Genomic DNA, 14,030 nt, shown 5'->3' with positions numbered 1-14,030 from the left:
CGCCCCGGCAACATCTCTCCTGCCGTGGGGCGAGGCTGCATCATCCGTCCCGGGTCAGGGACAAACGCAGAGACCGGTTGAAAAGGATACGCCAATGGCGTATATACGCAAAGAGACACAGAAATGCCTGCGGGTGGATTATCGCATCACCCCGGTCGCGATCGAAGATGCCATCCACGCCTATCTCGACGAGGATGAGCTGGCCCGGCTGATCGCCACCCTGGTGCGCGACCCCACCATCGGGCGCAAGACGGGTGAAGATTACGACCATATCGCCGGGGATCTGCGGCTACGCTACCGCATCCATCAGGCCAGTCCTGATCTGATGATGGTCTATGTGCTTCGGATCTATCGCCGCCAGCAGGACGCCCGGCTGTCCGGCCTGATGGCGCAGGGCGCACGGGCGGTGGGAAATCTGGCGCTGGATGTGGTGAAATCCCGGATCAAGGCGCTGCTGAAGGAGGATAATTGATATGGCAGAGCATAAGGCAAACCATCAGGCCAGGGGCACCGGCCGTATCCGCCAGCAAAGCGAGGCGGAGCGTGATGCCATGGCGCTGCAGCAGATGCAGGATGATATCTCCGGCAAAACGCCACTGGAGACCATGGCCAGCCGCGAGGTGCCGATGGTGGATGTCGTGCGCCTGCGCAAAACCCTCGGCATGTCCCAGGAACGGTTCTGCAGCCACTTCGGCTTTCGCCTCGGCTCGGTGCGCAACTGGGAGCAGGGCCGCCGCCTGCCGGAACGCCCCGCCCGCATTCTCCTGCGCATGATCGAAGACGACCCCGAGCGTGTCGAGCGCTTCCTGCGCGAGGCTTATTGACGAACTTCGGAGCTTAAAGGCGTCATACGATTTGTACGGCAGCCCCCCGTTAATACGCTCTCCGGGCCATGCCCGAATGGCGATCGCGCACGAAACCGTCACTCAACCTGCCCATCTGAATGGCTACCATATGCATGAAATTTGCATTCTAGATACCTCGGGGGCGACACTATGTTCTGAATGGCCCCCTGTCATACAGATGGATCTGCGTAGCAGAGGGCCCGACAGGCACAGGCGTTAGAAATTGAAGCGAACCCCGGCAGCCAATTCAGTTGTTACTTTGCTTCCATGAGTGCTGACCAATGGGCTATCGGCGATTTCCGAGCCGTAGCGTTCTACGGAAAAATCAGCGTATAAGGCTGTTTTGCGGGAGACCGCATAATCAAAGCCAAGTGAAAGCGATGTTCCTTTGTATCCTCCCGATGGTTTGTACGCGGCCAGACCCGTGGCCTGCGATGTCGCGGTGGAAATCCCCACCTCGGTGTTCATATGTTCGGCGTTGGCAAAACTGATATCCAAAGCAGTTTTAACGCGCAAACGTTCGGTGAGCTGCCGGGAGTATCCGGCGCCGATGAACCCAACAAGGCCTTTCCCGTTACCGAGAATATCCTGCTGAAGACCGGCTCCAACAGTAAAATCCCCGAACTGGCGCGTCAGAATGGTTTGAAACTCCCAGGTGTTTTCCATTTTGGGGAAACCAGCCAGGATTGGATCATCCGAATTGCTCCGGCCAGGTTCGTATTCCAGCTCAAGGGTAAGTTCATAGTCGCGCGCCATGGGAACAAGAACGCCAAGACCGCCTGTCGACACATACCACTGCGTTTCGTTGGGCGCGGTATATGTTGCTTGGATCCCAAAATCAGCTTCTGTGGTGTATTCGTCCGAACCTACATAGCTCGGTTCACGGTCGACGCCGATTTCAATGTCAAATTCCCAGGGTTTGTCTTGGCCGCTTGCAGGCATCGCAGCCGTCAGTGTGGTTGCTGCGGATAATGATGTGATGATCGCCGAGTAGTAGTTCATAGAGTTCTCCTTTTCTCCATCGACTGAGAACCCGAAACCGATGCGCGACGCATGCGACATGTGGCGGATGACGGCGATATTTCTGCGTATCCGGCATATGACATATGACAAAATACGCGATGTATGACCTTATTGCTTGAATGGAGGCTCAGCTATGTTTCAGTCACTCGAGCGTATTTTTGTATCGCTTGCCTTGTTGATACTATTGGTTTTTACGTTGGGAGATACGGTTGTAGATGCCCAGAATGGCGACAGTCCGATCATGCTTTTCGTTGATCTGCTGGGATTTCTGCTTCAGACGATACCGCTTCTTTACATTTGGTATTTTCAGCCAATCACCGCCTGGCGCGCGAGTTACCGATTGGCCGCGCAAGCAAAGCGTAAAAGTGCGGACGTCAGATACTGGTCTGACATCGCGCGCAAACAACTGAACGGCTTGAGTATTCATATTGACGCACAGTTTGAGCAATGGAGCCTCACACCCGCTGAAACGGATGTGGCCCTGTTGCTGTTGAAAGGGTTTTCAATGCGGGAGATCGCAGACCTGCGGCATATCTCCGAACGAACCGCACGCCAGCAAGCCACGACCGTTTATGCCAAAGCAGATGTAAATGGTCGTACCGCCTTGTCGGCCTTTTTTCTCGAAGACCTGCTACCGCCTAATCGGCAAGGCAGCAGAGCCACGAGAGATGGCGACGCTGAATTAATGACGAAGACCAGCGATACCAATGATCGGTTACAGCCAGCGAACTCCTAATGTTGGCTGGCTATCTAAGACATACATCGCAGCGCGAAGAAGACCCGCAGGGGGAGCGGGCCTCTTCACTTTTCACGTTGTCGCTCTCAGCGGCGGCCCCGCGCCATGAAGGCGAGCCGTTCAAACAGATGCACATCCTGTTCGTTCTTCAACAATGCACCATGCAGTTTCGGCAGCGCATCGGCACCGTCACGCTTCAGATCCTCGGCACTCAGATCCTCTGCCAGCAGCAGCTTCAGCCAATCCAGCACCTCTGACGTCGACGGTTTCTTCTTCAGCCCGGCCGTGTCACGGATTTCGTAGAACTGCGTCAGCGCCGTGGTCAGCAGGCTGTCCTTGATGCCGGGGTGGTGCACCTCGACGATCTTGCGCATAGTTTCCGCATCGGGGAACTGGATGTAGTGAAAGAAACAGCGGCGCAGAAATGCATCCGGCAGTTCCTTTTCATTGTTGGAGGTGATGATCATGATCGGGCGCTGCTTGGCCCGGATCGTCTCACCGGTCTCATAGACGTGGAACTCCATCTTATCGAGCTCCTGTAACAGGTCGTTGGGGAACTCGATATCGGCCTTGTCGATCTCGTCAATCAGCAGCACCACCTTCTCGTCCGCCTCAAAGGCCTCCCAGAGCTTGCCGCGTTTGATATAGTTTTTGACGTCATGCACCCGCTCATCACCGAGCTGGCTGTCGCGCAACCGGCTGACCGCATCGTATTCATAAAGCCCCTGCTGGGCGCGGGTGGTGGATTTCACATTCCACTCGATCATTCGCAGCCCCAGCGCATCAGCCACCTGCCGCGCCAGCTCGGTCTTGCCGGTGCCCGGCTCGCCTTTGACCAACAGCGGCCGTTCCAGCGTAACCGCGGCGTTGACCGCAATTTTCAGATCCTCGGTCGCGACGTAATCCTTAGTGCCCTGAAACTGCATCTCTTTCCTGCCTTGCTGCCTCTGCGCAACCCTTGGGGGCGCTCTTATGCAGGTTTTAACCCTTTGTGCGTACTATTGTGTAGTGACAATCGCTGACGCAGGGGATAAACGCTGCGGCATGCGGGGGGAGCCGCTGTGTTTGTAAACAATACCGAGGAAGACCGGCAGTATGGGGCAAACCAAAGGTACCGAAATGAAGCAAGAAGTGTTTCTGCCGGATGATTATCGTCCAGCTGAAGATGAACCCTTCATGAATGACCGGCAGCAGGAATATTTCCGTCGCAAGCTGCATGAATGGAAGCAAGAGCTTCTGGCCGAAAGCCGCGACACGATTGAGGGATTGCAGGACAATACCCGCAATATCCCCGATGTCGCTGACCGTGCCAGTGAAGAAACTGATCGCGCGCTTGAGCTGCGCACCCGGGACCGCCAGCGTAAACTGGTCGCCAAGATCGACTCGGCCATCCGCCGCATCGACGAAGGCGAATATGGCTACTGCGAAGTCACCGGTGAACCCATCTCGCTCAAGCGTCTGGACGCCCGACCCATCGCCACGATGAGCCTTGAGGCACAGGAACGCCACGAGCGCCGGGAAAAAGTGCACCGCGACGACTGATTTTCTTGCATTTGTGAAAAAAATCATAACGCCGGGGCCTGTTGCTCCGGCGTTTTTCGTTTATCTGGGGGTATCGCGCGGCCAGAGCGGACCGGCCTGCGCGCAGATAGCGGGACAAGATGAGACTGACAGACCGGAAAATCACCATCATCGGTGCGGGCATTGGCGGGCTGGCGGCAGCGCTTGCCTTCAGCCGACAGGGCGCAAAGGTCACGGTCCTCGAACAGGCAGAAGCCATCACCGAGGTTGGCGCTGGTATTCAGATCAGCCCCAACGGCGTTGCGGTTCTGCGGGCGCTGGGGCTTGCGGATGATCTGGCCTGGAGCGCGCCGCGCGCCCGCGCCGTGGTCCTGCGCAGCCACCGGCAGGGCCGCGAGGTTCTGCGGCTTGATCTCGACCAATATGCGTCGGGGCAGAATTTCTACTTCGTACACCGCGCTGACCTGATCAACCTCCTTGCCGATGCTGCGCGCAAATCGGGCGTCAAGGTGCGCCTGCTGCAAAAGGTCGACCGCATCACGAGCGGTGCCCGCCCGGTGGTCCATCTGGCCAATGGCGCACAGTGTGGCGGGGATCTGGTTATTGGTGCCGACGGGCTGCATTCCAAGGCACGAACGGCGCTGAATGGGGGTGCGACACCCCGTTTTACCGGGCAGGTGGCCTGGCGCGCGACTGTCGCCAATCTGCACAATCACCCGGCGGAGGCACAGGTCTTCATGGGGCCGGGTCGCCATCTGGTGACCTATCCGCTGCGCGACAGCAGTCTGATGAACATCGTCGCGGTGCAGGAACGCAAGACCTGGGCTGAGGAAGGCTGGCATCATCGTGATGACCCGGAGGCACTGCGCCGCGCTTTCACAGGGTTTGGTGGCGCTGCCGCGGACCTGCTGGCGCAGGTCGATCAGGTGGCCCTCTGGGGGCTATTTCGCCATCCGGTTGCCGAGGTCTGGCATCAGGGCAACCTCGCGATCATGGGCGATGCCGCACATCCAACCCTGCCGTTCATGGCGCAGGGCGCAAATCTCGCGCTTGAGGATGCCTGGGTTCTGGTCGATGCTCTGCGCACCGCTACCAGTGACGAAGAGGGGCTCGCCACCTATCAGAGCCGCCGCCGCAACCGCGCCGCCAAAGTGGTGGCTGCCGCGACCGGCAATGCCTGGAAATACCATCTGCGCCAGCCGCTCGCATGGCCCGCGCATCAGATCCTGCGCCTCAGCGGACGGCTCGCGCCCCAGCGCATGGTGCAGCAGTTCGACTGGATCTACGGCCACGACGTCACCACCGACACAACCTCCCCAGCCCCCAAGGGCCCCGGCGCAGGCGGATCAATCAAGACCCTGGCCTAGAATACCAACGCTGAGGTGGCGACCTATGGCAAGGCCATGGCGGAACTGTCAGCAATACTCGCTGAGACACAGCCCGTGGATTGATGTCTGTCAAACCCCAGATAGGGCTCCGGTCTGAGCGGAGAATACGATGCTTGGCATCGGTATCTTATAGGTTTCGCCCTTTAGGTATGGGGCCGTCGCCTCGTCGATCTCCTGCCGGATTGCGGTCTGGATTGCAGGCTCTTGACGCTCCAATATAAGCGGAACGCGCACTCCAAACCGCATGAAGAAATCAAAGAAACTGGGGCCGGGGGCATGCAGAACATTCTGCACAACATCGGCTCTGATGTCCGTAAATCCTGCCTGTTCCATCATCTCGGTGACCTGTGTTTTGTCCGATAAAACATATGCGTTTGGGGCGGGATCGGCGCGCGACATATCGGCATGACGGCTCAGCACGTCGAACAAAAGCCGGTAGCATTCCGAGCGATCCGGCCCCAGCCACTGGCTGAAGACAAACCGGCCACCGGGTACGAGAACTCGCCGGGCCTCGGACATTGCCCGCGCTGGATCAGTAACATGGAACAGTACAATATTGCTCAGCACCGCGTCGAAACTGCCGTCTGGTGCCGGTAAATTCTCTACATCCGCGAGTGAGAATTGAATATCCGGGAACTGGGTTTTGGCCTGCTGAACCATACCCTCTGAGAAGTCGATGCCCTCTACTCTTGCACCTAGTAATTTCGCGCTGGCCGCGACATAGCCAGGGCCGCAGCCCGCATCGAGGACGCGCGCACCGGGAAACAGTTGCGCATGGTCGAGAAGCTTGGGAATGGTCTGAAGCGTCGCCCGGGCCGTCGCATCCGCGTAAAACCCGGCGCGTGATGACCAGCCATCACGTTCGCCCGTCCTGAAAGCCGCGTAATCCATCGTGATCTCCCTACATGATGTAAGCGAACACGAATTCCGGCAGTCTGGCAACTGTTAGCGCCGAGATGCTGCCCAGCGCCTCACAGATCCAGATCGACCCAGACCGGCACGTGGTCTGATGGCTTGTCACGACCGCGCACATCCTTGTCGATCTGGCAGTCACGCAGCAGGTCGGCGGCCTGCGGGCTGAGCAGGAAATGGTCGATGCGGATGCCATTGTTGCGATTCCAGGCGCCGGCCTGATAGTCCCAGAATGAATAATGCCCCGGCCCCTGATGCCGCGCACGAAACGCCTCGGTAAAACCGAGCGCCATGATCCGCTGAAACGCCGCTCGGCTTTCGGGGCGGTGCAGCGCATCGTCTTTCCAGGCCTCCGGGGTCTTGGCATCTTCGGCCTGTGGGATGATGTTGTAATCCCCGGCCATCAGCGCGGGCATTTCCTCGGCCAGCAGATCTTTTGCCCGCTGCCGCAGCCGCTCCATCCAGGCCAGTTTATAGGCGTATTTGCCGCCTTCGACCGGCTGGCCCTCCGTGTCCAGCTCAACCGGGTTGCCATTGGGCAGGTACAGCCCGCAGATGCGGATTGCCTGCTTTCCCACCACCGTGGCCTCGATCCAGCGGGCCTGTTCGTCGTTGTCATCACCGGGCAGCCCGCGCCGCACGTCCTCCAGCGGCAGTTTCGACAGGATTGCCACCCCGTTAAAGCTCTTCTGACCGTGGGTTTCGACATTATACCCCCGGTCCTCGAACAGCTCGCGTGGGAAGGCCTCATCAACGGATTTGATCTCCTGGAGCACCACCACATCAGGCTGCGCCTCATCCAGCCACTCCGGCAACGCGTTGATACGGGCCTTGATGCCGTTGATGTTGAAGGTGGCGATTTTCATATCCGGTCTCCTGCCTCTGTGACCCGGGGTGGGGTGCCTGATCTATCGCCCAATCCGGGCGAGGGGGCAAGGGCGCGCCGGGACGTCTTGCCGAATCATCACCATCGAAAAGCGGCATATCGCAAAGCCGCGCGACACCCGGTTTGCAGCGTTGCAAGGAGACAGACAAGCGATCTGTCCGGGCTTTGTATGGCTGGGGGTGTGGACAGCTCTGTGGTTATCCTGTGCAGAAGCGGCTTATTTGCTTCCTGATCAGGTGGCTGCCGCGCAAAGCTCATCGGTTTCGCCATCGTAAAAACAACTAAAAGGCGTGCTTTCGTGTTGTGGAGCAGGCTTTCCGTGTCAATCGTCGGCGGGTGTTTTTCACCAGAAACGGGAGACGATCCATGACCACATCCACACAGCGCCGCCAGACCGTGGCACCGCAACTGACAATGCCAGAGACCGACGTTCACAGCGGTCATGGGGCCGAGCTGTTTTCCTCTGGCTCGCTCAATCACGACAGCCGCGGTGACATGATCGAAGGCGCCGGAGCCTCGCTGTTTTCCTCCGGCTCAGCGCCCCGCGCGGATCGCGCCATGACCAGCGGTGCTGCAACCGGGCTGTTCTCCTCCGGCAGCTGATCTTCGACGAACCGACCTTCCAGATTGCGCCCTGCGACCGGGGCGCAAACCCCGCATTGGTGCAAGATCCATGACTGTCATCCTGCCTTTCACACATCCCGGAGCGGGCCGTAGCAAAGCCCGTCGCGCCGGCATTGGCACGCACCCCAGACATCAGCCCCCAACTGGACCGGGGCTTTCTGCGGCTGGTGCAGTTGCCCCCTGGGTAGAAAGTTTTGCCCGCCACCGGCGGCAGCCTCAGGATGTCTATTGGCTGAAAGAGAATGCGGAGCTGTTGAGCCTCCTTCGAGTGATGCAGCAGCAGGCCGGGGGAGGCGCGAGCGCAGGGGATTTTTGGGATGAGGCAACCCTGTCTCCCCTGCGCCCGTTTTACGACCGCGCCGCACGGCAGCTGCGGTTTTTCCCGCAATACTATCGGTTTATCCTGTCGATCTGTCTCGATTACGAGGACCTGATCGGGACCGGTCACATAGAGTCCAACATACGTGCGGCGGAACTGACCCATTGGGTGGCCCATCAGGGGCTGGTCGAGGCAGAAATGTCGGACCTGCAACGGGCCGAGGCACGGCAGCTCTTGGCGCGGCGCGGTATTGCGCTGCCGATGGATCCGGGGCTTGATGACAGGCTGCGCCGGTTTGCCCGTCGTAGCCAGACCTTCGCTATTCCCAATCGCAAGGCCGCTTATGAGCTGACCCATATCGTGTTCTACCTCTCCGACTATGGTCGCCGCGATCCGGGGCTGGACGGCGCGGTGCAGCGCAGCCTGACTTACGCGGGGCTTCTGGCCTGCCTGGATCAGGATCTGGATCTCCTGTCTGAAATCTGCATCGCGCTGCGCTATTGCGGTGTCGCGCCGCCATCCCTGTGGGAGCAGGCCCTGACGCGCGCCTCGGAGGGCTTCGTCACTACGCCGGATGGGTTTTACGGGCATATGGATGACTATCATGCGTATTTTGTCGCAGTATGGTGGTGGCAGATACGCGCATCAGCAGCGCAGCCGCTGACAGCGGGTACTGCCAGCTTGCAGGCCGGGGCTGGGGGCGCAATCCATATCGCCGCCCCGCCAGTGCAGAGCCTGCTGCGCCCCCTGTCTCTTTGGTTGATAGAGAATGGTAGCGATGCTCATCGATCAGCTGCAGGTCATTGGGAGGCCGCTGTCAGGCATATAGCGGAGTGCTGGGGGCAGGAGGCGGCGGACCAGTTGCTCAAGCTAAAGTTGAGCACGCCTGAGTTTGAGTCATTCTGGCGTATCTTCAGCAGGCGGGGAGAAGCCACGGACCCGGCTCGCCGCATCAGGCCCGATGGTATCAGCCTGACGCGTCACGCCCAATAGGAGGGCTCTCAGGAGGGCACTTCAACCCCCGCAATCAGCCGTGACTCGAGGGCGTCGCCATGCAGAACTGAAATGTCACCCGTGGTTTCCAAAACCACCGCACGCACCTGCGAAAACGACAGAACATTCGCCTCGCGAAGCTTGGCCATCAAATCATCTTCAGAGACACGTGTCGCCGCAAGCGCGCCATATAAGATGTCGCCGTCGCGCATCAGCATGACAGGCGTGTTCTGCACTGCGGCCTTAAATCTCTCGGAGGATTGTCGCAGCCGCGCCACGACGTATTGCACGCAAAGCAGCGTTCCGATGGACAGTGCCGATTGCCCAAAAGAGGTCCAGGAGGTCGCCTGGCTCGCCCCGGCCAGAAGGGAACCGATGGCCACGGTCACGACAAAATCAAACGCAGTCATTTTTGAGAAGGCACGCAGACCCACCAGCCTCACGACCACAATCACCCATACGATCCCGATGGACGACAAGAGCGCCGATCTTAATAGAAAATCACTCAGAATATCTTCGACAAACACTGCGCACCTCGCCAGATAGAGCTTCAATCAGGATCGGCGCGCCCGCCGCTATCGTGAAACGGCGGGACCGGATCGACGAAGGGCGGATAGTATCTGTGGACGCCCGCTCACCAAAAGAACGCGCGCATCTCTGAGAAAGTTCCCAATTGACGGACAGTTAGATGGTTGCATTAGCGGGTGCACACCGCCCTTGCAGCGTCTGTTTCGCTACATCGAAGCTACATCGAAAATGAGGTGCCGCAGCCGCAGCTGGAGGTGGCGTTGGGGTTGTTGATCACAAACCGCGCGCCGATCAGCTCTTCGGTGAAGTCAATCACTGCGTTCTCCAGAAACGGCAATGAGACTTCATCCACCACAACTTTCTGGCCCTGACCTTCAAGGATCAGATCATCGGCCTGCGGGGCATCCAGCGCGATCTCATATTGAAAGCCGGAACAGCCACCACCTTCGACAGCCACGCGCAGCGCCTGACCTTGGTCAGCGGCGCCAATCTCGGCCAGCCGGGCAAAGGCACGCTCAGTCACTTTCGGGGGCAATTGCATCTCTGGTCTCCCAATGAGGTGATCACTGCCGTGTTGCAGCAGAGACCATAATATAGAAAGGTGACGCCAAAGGGACAAGATTGACCGGGGAAAAGATTAGTGACCTACGCGCCTTACGCGACCATGCCGGACCGCAGCCGTGGTCGCCAGATCCCGGAAGAGGAAAGCAACTTCCGCTCCCCTTACCAGCGCGACCGTGACCGGATCATCCACGCCAGCGCCTTTCGCAGGCTGAAACACAAGACACAGGTCTTTGTCGAACATGAGGGCGACAATTATCGCACCCGGCTCACTCATTCCATTGAGGTGGGGCAGGTGGCCCGCACCATCGCGGGCGCGCTTGGCCTCAATCAGGAGCTGACCGAAGCGGTGGCGCTGGCCCATGATCTGGGGCACACGCCCTTTGGCCACACCGGTGAGGATGCGCTGCATGCGCTGATGGCGCCCTATGGCGGCTTTGATCACAACGCGCAGGCCATTCGCATCGTCACCTCGCTGGAACGGCACTATGCTGAGTTCGACGGGCTGAACCTCACCTGGGAGACGCTGGAAGCCATCGCCAAACACAATGGCCCGGTGGTGGGCGATCTGCCTTGGGCGCTGGCCGAATGCAATGCGGCGGTGGATCTGGAACTGCACACCCATGCGAGTGCGGAGGCACAGGTGGCGGCACTGGCCGATGACATCGCCTATAACAACCACGATCTGCACGACGGGTTGCGCGCCGGATTGTTCACCGATGCGGATATCATGGACCTGCCGGTGATCGGGGCCGCCTATCATGCGGTGGACAGTCGCTATCCCGGTCTGGATACGCGCCGCCGCCGGCATGAGGCGCTGCGCCGGGTCTTTGGCGTGATGGTCAGCGACGTGATCGACGGCGCACGACGTCGCCTGGCTGCCAGTGGTGCCCGCAGTGTCGAGGATGTGCGCTCCCTCGGAGCACCTGTGGTGGTATTCTCCGATGCGCTCTGGGCCGATCTGAAGGACATCCGCGCCTTCCTCTTTACCCGCATGTATCGCGCGCCCAGCGTGATGCGCAAACGCGCCGAGGTCTCCAAGGTGGTCGAGGCGCTGTTTCCTCATTTCCTCAACCACCCTGAGGAGATGCCCGCCCGCTGGCAGGGCGATATCGCTGCCGCCGCAGATGAAACCGCGCTGGCCCGGATCGTGTCGGATTATATCGCGGGCATGACCGACCGTTTTGCGTTGCAGGAACACCGCCGCCTGTTCCCGGCTGAGGCCGCCGCCGCTGCTGCCGACCTGCGCGCGGGGGAATAGGCACGGGCTGCGCTGCGACTGGCGGTATCGCTGATGCCAACTGGCACTATCGTCGGGCGGGCGCGATGCGGTTTGATAGGCAGGACACAGCCGCAAACCGCAAGAGGGCGCCATGATCCCCACGGGCACCACAACCAGTGGCCTGACACATTGGACCGTCACCTTTCAGGATGCGCCGGAGATGGCGCGGATCCGCGCGGACCGGCTGCGCCGGGATGCCCATATCGCCTTTGTGCGCGCCCATCCCGAGTTGCAGATTGGCGGCGCGCTGGCGATGCGGCCCGAGCAGGATTTCCCCGGCGCAATCTGGAACGTGGAGGCTGAAACGCGCGGTGATGTTGAACGGTTGATCCTGCAAGATCCCTACTACGTGGCCTCCCTGCGCCGCTACCAGATCACCCGCTGGGGCCGCCTACCGGTGCGTGACGCGCCGGTGGCCTGATCCGGCAGCTTGCAGGGCCTTACTGACCTAGGGGACAGCGGGCACACATCCGCCTGCCGCGCCCAATTTTCTTACCCAGAAAATTGACCGGAAAATTGAAATTTTCCGCACAGGCACATCCCGCGACCCTTCCGCATCCCGCAAGCCTGTTGACCCTGCCGCTGCCCCTCGGTATCCGCAACGGTGAACAGATGGGACGCCAGACATGAACCTCTTTACCGATATCCGCTCTCTCGTGCTTGATTGCCTTGCTGCAATGGTTGCTGAAGGCGCGCTGCCCGAAGGGCTCGATTTTGCCAATGTCGCGGTAGAGCCGCCGCGCGATGCGGCGCATGGGGATATGGCAACCAATGCGGCGATGGTGCTGGCCAAACCTGCCAAGATGAAGCCGCGCGATATCGCCGATGCGCTGGCAGGGAAACTGGCCGCGGACGCGCGCGTCACCTCGGCTGAGGTGGCTGGCCCCGGTTTCCTCAATCTACGTCTCGATCGCAGCAGCTGGCAATCGGTGCTGGGGGCGGTTCTGGCGGAGGATATCAAATTCGGCCGCTCCGACATGGGTGCGGGCAAGCGGGTCAATGTGGAATATGTCTCCGCCAACCCCACCGGCCCCCTGCATGTCGGCCACACCCGTGGTGCCGTGTTTGGCGATGCGCTGGCCAGCCTGCTGGATTTTGTCGGCTATGACGTCACCCGCGAATATTACATCAACGATGGCGGCGGTCAGGTCGATGTGTTGGCGCGCTCGGTCTACCTGCGCTACCTCGAGGCCCACGGCCAAGAGGTCGCTTTTGTCGATGGCACATACCCCGGTGACTATCTCGTCCCGGTTGGTCAGGCGCTGAAGGACAAGGTTGGCGATGCCTATGTGGACCAGCCGGAGGATGTCTGGCTGGAAGAGATCCGCAATTTCGCCACTGATGCGATGATGGATCTGATCCGCGCCGATCTGGCCTCGCTCGGCATCCAGATGGACAAGTTCTTCTCGGAAAAATCCCTCTACGGCACCGGGCTGATCGAATCCGCGCTCAAAAGCCTGGATGATAAGGGCCTGATCTATGAGGGCGTGCTAGAGCCGCCGAAGGGCAAGAAGCCTGCCGATTGGGAGCCACGCGAACAGACCCTGTTCAAATCCACCGAACATGGTGATGACGTCGACCGCCCGGTGAAAAAATCCGATGGCGCCTGGACCTATTTCGCACCGGATATCGCCTATCACTATGACAAGGTCGAACGCGGCTTTGACATGCTGATCGACATCTTCGGCGCCGACCACGGCGGCTATGTGAAGCGGATGAAAGCAGCCGTCTCAGCCCTGTCTGATGGCAAGGTGCCCTTGGATATCAAGCTCTGCCAGCTGGTGAAGCTGTTCAAGGACGGTCAGGAATTCAAAATGTCCAAACGGGCAGGGACCTTTGTCACCCTGCGCGACGTGGTGGATGCGGTGGGGCCGGATGTGACCCGCTTCATGCTGCTCACCCGCAAGAACGATCAGGGCTTTGACTTTGACCTTGATAAGGCGCTGGAACAGTCCAAGGACAACCCGGTCTTTTATGTACAATACGCCAATGCGCGGATCTGCTCGACCCTGCGCAAGGCGGCGGAGGCGGGGATCGCCACCGACGACGCCACGCTGGCCGCTGCGGATCTGACGCTGTTGCAGGACGACGCCCAGTTGACCGTCGCCAAGAAGCTGGCGGAATGGCCGCGTCTGGTGGAAATTGCTGCCCGCACCAATGAGCCGCATCGCGTCGCCTTCTACCTCTATGATCTCGCGTCTGAGCTGCACGGACTCTACCATCTCGGCAAAACCAACGAAGGTTTACGTTTTGTTAACGAGAGCAACCCATCTGCAACACATGCGAAAATGGCGCTGGCCAAAGCCGTTTCCATTGTCATTTCCGCCGGTCTTGGTATTCTTGGGGTCACACCGGCGCAGGAGATGCGATAACTAAAATCGCCCAGGCCGCCGGATCGAGGCAGATCATCAA

At 59.7% G+C, this 14,030-nt stretch carries 16 protein-coding genes; 10 read left to right on the top strand and 6 right to left on the bottom strand.

The genetic code is table 11. The annotated features are described in order from the left end of the window. Positions 1-94 precede the first annotated feature (94 nt). Positions 95-472, top strand: coding sequence for a hypothetical protein (locus GAL_RS11670; protein WP_024097782.1), 378 nt, complete (start codon positions 95-97; stop codon positions 470-472). A 1-nt stretch (position 473) separates the two neighbouring features. Next, positions 474-824: a helix-turn-helix domain-containing protein gene (locus tag GAL_RS11665; RefSeq protein ID WP_024097781.1), complete on the top strand. Its 351-nt coding sequence runs from the start codon at positions 474-476 to the stop codon at positions 822-824. A gap of 237 nt (positions 825-1,061) precedes the next feature. Here GAL_RS11665 and GAL_RS11660 read toward each other — a convergent pair whose 3' ends face one another. Then, the gene (locus GAL_RS11660; protein WP_024097780.1) at positions 1,062-1,847 is read right to left on the bottom strand and encodes a MipA/OmpV family protein; all 786 of its coding nucleotides are present in this window, start codon (positions 1,845-1,847) and stop codon (positions 1,062-1,064) included. 154 nt (positions 1,848-2,001) lie between these two features. Between GAL_RS11660 and GAL_RS11655 the strand changes: the two genes are divergently transcribed. Continuing rightward, complete coding sequence (locus tag GAL_RS11655; protein ID WP_024097779.1) at positions 2,002-2,604, top strand: helix-turn-helix transcriptional regulator; 603 nt, start codon at positions 2,002-2,004, stop codon at positions 2,602-2,604. Between the two features lie 86 nt (positions 2,605-2,690). Here the strand turns inward: GAL_RS11655 and GAL_RS11650 are convergent, their stop codons facing one another. After that, entirely contained in the window at positions 2,691-3,530 is an 840-nt protein-coding gene (locus GAL_RS11650; protein WP_024097778.1) for an AAA family ATPase, read from the bottom strand. Between the two features lie 193 nt (positions 3,531-3,723). Between GAL_RS11650 and dksA the strand changes: the two genes are divergently transcribed. Together dksA and GAL_RS11640 are read left to right on the top strand one after the other, a co-directional pair. Further along, positions 3,724-4,146: an RNA polymerase-binding protein DksA gene (dksA, locus tag GAL_RS11645; RefSeq protein ID WP_036767290.1), complete on the top strand. Its 423-nt coding sequence runs from the start codon at positions 3,724-3,726 to the stop codon at positions 4,144-4,146. 119 nt (positions 4,147-4,265) lie between these two features. After that, positions 4,266-5,492 (top strand): FAD-dependent monooxygenase, encoded by a 1,227-nt coding sequence (locus GAL_RS11640; RefSeq protein ID WP_024097777.1) that lies wholly within the window; start codon positions 4,266-4,268, stop codon positions 5,490-5,492. 90 nt (positions 5,493-5,582) lie between these two features. Here the strand turns inward: GAL_RS11640 and GAL_RS21965 are convergent, their stop codons facing one another. Next, positions 5,583-6,404 carry a class I SAM-dependent methyltransferase gene (locus GAL_RS21965; RefSeq protein ID WP_024097776.1) on the bottom strand — a complete coding sequence of 274 codons (822 nt, stop codon included), beginning with the start codon at positions 6,402-6,404 and terminating at the stop codon, positions 5,583-5,585. 80 nt (positions 6,405-6,484) lie between these two features. Continuing rightward, positions 6,485-7,291, bottom strand: a complete 807-nt coding sequence (gene xth, locus GAL_RS11630; protein ID WP_024097775.1) for an exodeoxyribonuclease III — start codon at positions 7,289-7,291, stop codon at positions 6,485-6,487. Between the two features lie 386 nt (positions 7,292-7,677). Here xth and GAL_RS11625 point away from each other — a divergent pair, with 386 nt between their 5' ends. After that, positions 7,678-7,914, top strand: coding sequence for a DUF6749 family protein (locus GAL_RS11625; protein ID WP_024097774.1), 237 nt, complete (start codon positions 7,678-7,680; stop codon positions 7,912-7,914). A gap of 70 nt (positions 7,915-7,984) precedes the next feature. After that, positions 7,985-9,247, top strand: coding sequence for a DUF6902 family protein (locus tag GAL_RS11620; protein WP_024097773.1), 1,263 nt, complete (start codon positions 7,985-7,987; stop codon positions 9,245-9,247). Positions 9,248-9,255: 8 nt separating this feature from the next. On the opposite strand, the gene GAL_RS11615 is transcribed toward GAL_RS11620, so the two are convergent. Further along, positions 9,256-9,774, bottom strand: a complete 519-nt coding sequence (locus GAL_RS11615; protein WP_024097772.1) for a DUF421 domain-containing protein — start codon at positions 9,772-9,774, stop codon at positions 9,256-9,258. A gap of 218 nt (positions 9,775-9,992) precedes the next feature. Next, entirely contained in the window at positions 9,993-10,316 is a 324-nt protein-coding gene (locus GAL_RS11610; protein WP_014874225.1) for a HesB/IscA family protein, read from the bottom strand. Positions 10,317-10,415: 99 nt separating this feature from the next. Here GAL_RS11610 and GAL_RS11605 point away from each other — a divergent pair, with 99 nt between their 5' ends. The 3 genes from GAL_RS11605 (at position 10,416) to argS (ending at position 13,990) form a co-directional block, all read left to right on the top strand. Further along, the gene (locus tag GAL_RS11605; RefSeq protein ID WP_024097771.1) at positions 10,416-11,597 is read left to right on the top strand and encodes a deoxyguanosinetriphosphate triphosphohydrolase; all 1,182 of its coding nucleotides are present in this window, start codon (positions 10,416-10,418) and stop codon (positions 11,595-11,597) included. 112 nt (positions 11,598-11,709) lie between these two features. Continuing rightward, positions 11,710-12,039, top strand: coding sequence for a YciI family protein (locus GAL_RS11600; protein WP_024097770.1), 330 nt, complete (start codon positions 11,710-11,712; stop codon positions 12,037-12,039). Between the two features lie 205 nt (positions 12,040-12,244). After that, positions 12,245-13,990 (top strand): arginine--tRNA ligase, encoded by a 1,746-nt coding sequence (argS, locus tag GAL_RS11595; RefSeq protein WP_024097769.1) that lies wholly within the window; start codon positions 12,245-12,247, stop codon positions 13,988-13,990. Positions 13,991-14,030: the final 40 nt, after the last annotated feature.

The organism is Phaeobacter gallaeciensis DSM 26640, assembly GCF_000511385.1.
GTDB lineage: Bacteria > Pseudomonadota > Alphaproteobacteria > Rhodobacterales > Rhodobacteraceae > Phaeobacter > Phaeobacter gallaeciensis.
The sequence above is the reverse complement of the archived record's forward strand: the minus strand, read 5'-3'. Positions and strand labels throughout refer to the sequence as shown.

Coding starts and splice junctions, on each gene's coding strand:
- GAL_RS11670 (WP_024097782.1), top strand. CDS start 95: ATGGCGTATATACGCAAAGAGACACAGAAATGCCTGCGGGTGGATTAT.
- GAL_RS11665 (WP_024097781.1), top strand. CDS start 474: ATGGCAGAGCATAAGGCAAACCATCAGGCCAGGGGCACCGGCCGTATC.
- GAL_RS11660 (WP_024097780.1), bottom strand. CDS start 1,847: ATGAACTACTACTCGGCGATCATCACATCATTATCCGCAGCAACCACA.
- GAL_RS11655 (WP_024097779.1), top strand. CDS start 2,002: ATGTTTCAGTCACTCGAGCGTATTTTTGTATCGCTTGCCTTGTTGATA.
- GAL_RS11650 (WP_024097778.1), bottom strand. CDS start 3,530: ATGCAGTTTCAGGGCACTAAGGATTACGTCGCGACCGAGGATCTGAAA.
- dksA (WP_036767290.1), top strand. CDS start 3,724: ATGAAGCAAGAAGTGTTTCTGCCGGATGATTATCGTCCAGCTGAAGAT.
- GAL_RS11640 (WP_024097777.1), top strand. CDS start 4,266: ATGAGACTGACAGACCGGAAAATCACCATCATCGGTGCGGGCATTGGC.
- GAL_RS21965 (WP_024097776.1), bottom strand. CDS start 6,404: ATGGATTACGCGGCTTTCAGGACGGGCGAACGTGATGGCTGGTCATCA.
- xth (WP_024097775.1), bottom strand. CDS start 7,291: ATGAAAATCGCCACCTTCAACATCAACGGCATCAAGGCCCGTATCAAC.
- GAL_RS11625 (WP_024097774.1), top strand. CDS start 7,678: ATGACCACATCCACACAGCGCCGCCAGACCGTGGCACCGCAACTGACA.
- GAL_RS11620 (WP_024097773.1), top strand. CDS start 7,985: ATGACTGTCATCCTGCCTTTCACACATCCCGGAGCGGGCCGTAGCAAA.
- GAL_RS11610 (WP_014874225.1), bottom strand. CDS start 10,316: ATGCAATTGCCCCCGAAAGTGACTGAGCGTGCCTTTGCCCGGCTGGCC.
- GAL_RS11600 (WP_024097770.1), top strand. CDS start 11,710: ATGATCCCCACGGGCACCACAACCAGTGGCCTGACACATTGGACCGTC.
- argS (WP_024097769.1), top strand. CDS start 12,245: ATGAACCTCTTTACCGATATCCGCTCTCTCGTGCTTGATTGCCTTGCT.